This window comes from Protofrankia sp. Cj3 (genome assembly GCF_917627355.1).
Classification (GTDB): domain Bacteria; phylum Actinomycetota; class Actinomycetes; order Frankiales; family Frankiaceae; genus Protofrankia.
The window spans coordinates 1-3,079 of record NZ_CAKJTR010000319.1 but is presented as its reverse complement, the minus strand read 5'-3'; the positions used below and the strand labels follow the sequence as shown (position 1 = coordinate 3,079).

General features: G+C 68.9%; 2 protein-coding genes. Both read left to right on the top strand.

All coding sequences use genetic code 11. The features are described 5' to 3' along the window. A partial coding sequence (csx19, locus tag MJ783_RS23020) for a CRISPR-associated protein Csx19 (RefSeq protein WP_239313934.1) occupies positions 1-762 on the top strand: 762 nt, incomplete at its 5' end. After that, positions 759-3,079 (top strand): TIGR03986 family CRISPR-associated RAMP protein (locus MJ783_RS23015; RefSeq protein WP_239313932.1); only part of this gene is annotated, 2,321 nt, incomplete at its 3' end. The genes csx19 and MJ783_RS23015, both read left to right, overlap by 4 nt.

Below are 3,079 nucleotides of genomic sequence, written 5' to 3'. Positions count from 1 at the left end.
CGACCAGCACCAGGTGGACGGGAGCCGAGCATGATGGCCGACACGAGCGTGACCCTCTACTCCGCCACATCCGAAAAGATCGCACTGGCCGACGCGATCCGCCTGATCGGCCTGGGCGGCGACCTCGGCGACCTCGGTGACACCGTGGCGCTGCTGGCAAGCCCGCAGGCGTACACGGTGGCCCGGCTGTCCGCTGGTCGCCTCACCGACTCCGAGAAGCCGATCGAGCTTCCTGCTGCCGGGTCCGATGCCGTGTTCGAAGCCCGGATCTTCAACCGGGACGCCGAGCTGCGCTGGCTGCACACGGGCGCAGGCGTCGGCACCGCGGTCATCCTCTCGGAATCCCCGGATCCGTGCGCCCGGTTCGCCAAATCCCTCGACCCACTGGCAGCTGTTGACACGATCAAAAACAAGTACCTGCTGTGGGGCCGGCCGCTAGCTCGGTCGCTGCCTCCACATGATGAGCCCAGCTCTTCCATGGTTCAGGCCGCCGAGCCCCGGTGGGTCCGGCTGGCCGAGGCCCGGATCGGCCTGCTCGACGTGCCGCTACCGCGGGCGCCCCGCACGGACGAATGCGTCTACCTGCGGACCGTCGAGTACGTGACCACCGAGCCTGAGCACGGCAACGCCAGTGTCACCGAGGAACGTCTCGTCGAACTGTTCCTCGCGATGCCCAGGCCGTCCGACGCCACCAGCGGCACCAGCACCAGCACCAGCACCCATGGCCCGCAGTCCCGACGTCTCCCGGAGGCGACCAGATGAGCAGCCGATTCGGCACGATCGCATGGAAGACGACCGCGGACGGCGCCCGCAAGCTCGTCATCATCGAGGACGGCGCGGGTGAGCGGCGCTTCGAACGCCGTTTCCTGGACGAGGCGCTGGCCGGGCTGAGCGATGACGATCTCGCTGACCGGTCCGTCGAGTTCGACTGGACGGGCGGCCGGGCCAAGCGCATCCGGGCCAAGGGCACCGCCGCCACGGTTGTGGCCGCATCCTGGCCTGCCGCGACGCCCACCCCACAGCCCGCCCGAACGCCCGACCGGCCGGTGACCCGCCAGCCCCCGCGGCACATGGCACCGGCGCGGCCGGCCAGACAGGCGACTAGCGCCGAACGCCAGCGAGAGACGCCGTACCGCGCACCGGATCCGCTGAACGCGTTCATCAACCCGTACGGGTTCATCCCGGCATCGCAGCGCGACCCTTCGCACGAGACGCTCGGCGACGTGGGCGGCACCCTGACCGACCGCGGACGCCTGCCCGGCCACGATCGGCTCCGGGCGGACCGCTGGTCGGGCACGATCGGCGTCACCCTCACGGTCGCCACGCCGCTGCTGCTCCTGGACACCGCCGGTGTCACCCCCGACAAGGACGGGCATGCAACCTACGAGGTCCTGAAACGCTCCGTGACTGTTACTGATGGTAAAGACGGCGCGACGAGAGCGGAGAGCCGCCCGCACCTGCCGTCGACGGCCGTCAAGGGCATGCTGCGCAGCGCCTACGAGGCCGTGACCAACTCCCGCTTCGGAGTGTTCACCGGCCACGATGCCCGGCTGGGCTACCGGATGGCCGCCCGCGACGGGCTCGCGTCCATCCCGGCGCGCGTCATCGGCAACGACGACGCCGCCGAGATCGAACTGCTGCCCGGGACGACGCCCGCGGGCCACCAGGGCCGGCACGGTGCACCGATGCACGCGGCCTGGCTGCCGGCCTACTGGAAACCGGAGGGGTCGAAGCACGTCCGCTCCGACCAGAGCGATTTCAACATCGTGATGCCGGTGCACGGCACGGCGGTGCGGGCATACATCCAGCTCGTCCAGCATCACCGGTGGGACCGCCGGTCGGCCACGCATACGCCGGACTTCCAGCTGTGGTGGGTGCGCTCGCTCGCCGAGCCCGGCCAGGAACCACCTCGGGTGCCGCTGCGGACGTCCCGCCAGAAGGGGGCGTCATGGTACGAGCCGATCGGCCCGGAGAAGGTCGTCGACGGCTGGGTGTGCGTGACGAACCGGAACATCGACCGCAAGCATGACGAGCGGGTCTTCTTCTACGACGCCGACGACGACCTACGGGAAACATTTAAACTGGATGAGCGGTTGCGCCGCATCTGGCACGACATCATCCTCGGTTATCGCGACGCACATCGGCCCGGTGAGCTGAAGGACCCGGACCCAGAAAATCTGGAGAAGAAGGTCTCAAGTCGTCATCTGCTTCTGCCGGACAGCGCGAAGCCGGACGCACTTAAGGACGGCAATCTGCTCTACGTCCGACTGGATGCCCGTGGTGAGATCGACAGCCTGTATCCGGTGACGATCGCGCGAGAGTTGTTCAGCGTCGCACCGATCGACCTGCTCGATCGCTCGCTACGGCCCGCGGACACGATCAGCGAGCTGTCCCCGGCGGACCGGGTGTTCGGCTGGGTCCGTACCGAGGACCGCAGCACCAGCGACCGCGACAGCAGCAAGAGGGGTGACCCCGCCGGTGCTTGGCGGGGCAGCCTGCGGATCGGTCCGGTCGTCTGCGGCCAGTCGTCGGATTCGGCCGTAGAACGCTTCGAGGACCCTAGCCTGCCGCTGGCGATCCTCGGTCAGCCCAAGCCTGGCCAGGGCCGTTTCTACATCGGAACCGAACGGGCCGGCCACCCTGCGCCGCTGCCCTCCGGGCTGCCCAAGGCAGACTGGTTCGTCTCCACCGGGCGGATGTTGCGCGGCCGAAAGGTCTACCCGCACCACGCGGGCCTACCGAAGGGTTACTGGAAGGAGCCGACAACCGATCGCACCCAGAAACTGGACGGCGGCCGTTACCAGGAATACCGCCGGCCGCGGAAGTCGACCGTGGCCGACGACTCCCGCGCGAACCCGTTGAACCGCGACGGAACCGCCTTTGCCACGCAGCACTCAGGCGGGGTGAAGGACGAGAACCGGGACGACCAGAACCGGTCCGTGAACGGCTGGGTCCGCCCCGGGACGACGTTCACCTTCACCGTCGACGTCCGCAACCTCAGCGAGGTCGAGCTGGGCGCGCTGCTGTGGCTGCTGGACCTCGACAACGCGTGCTCCACCGGTGACGGCGCTACCCTAGG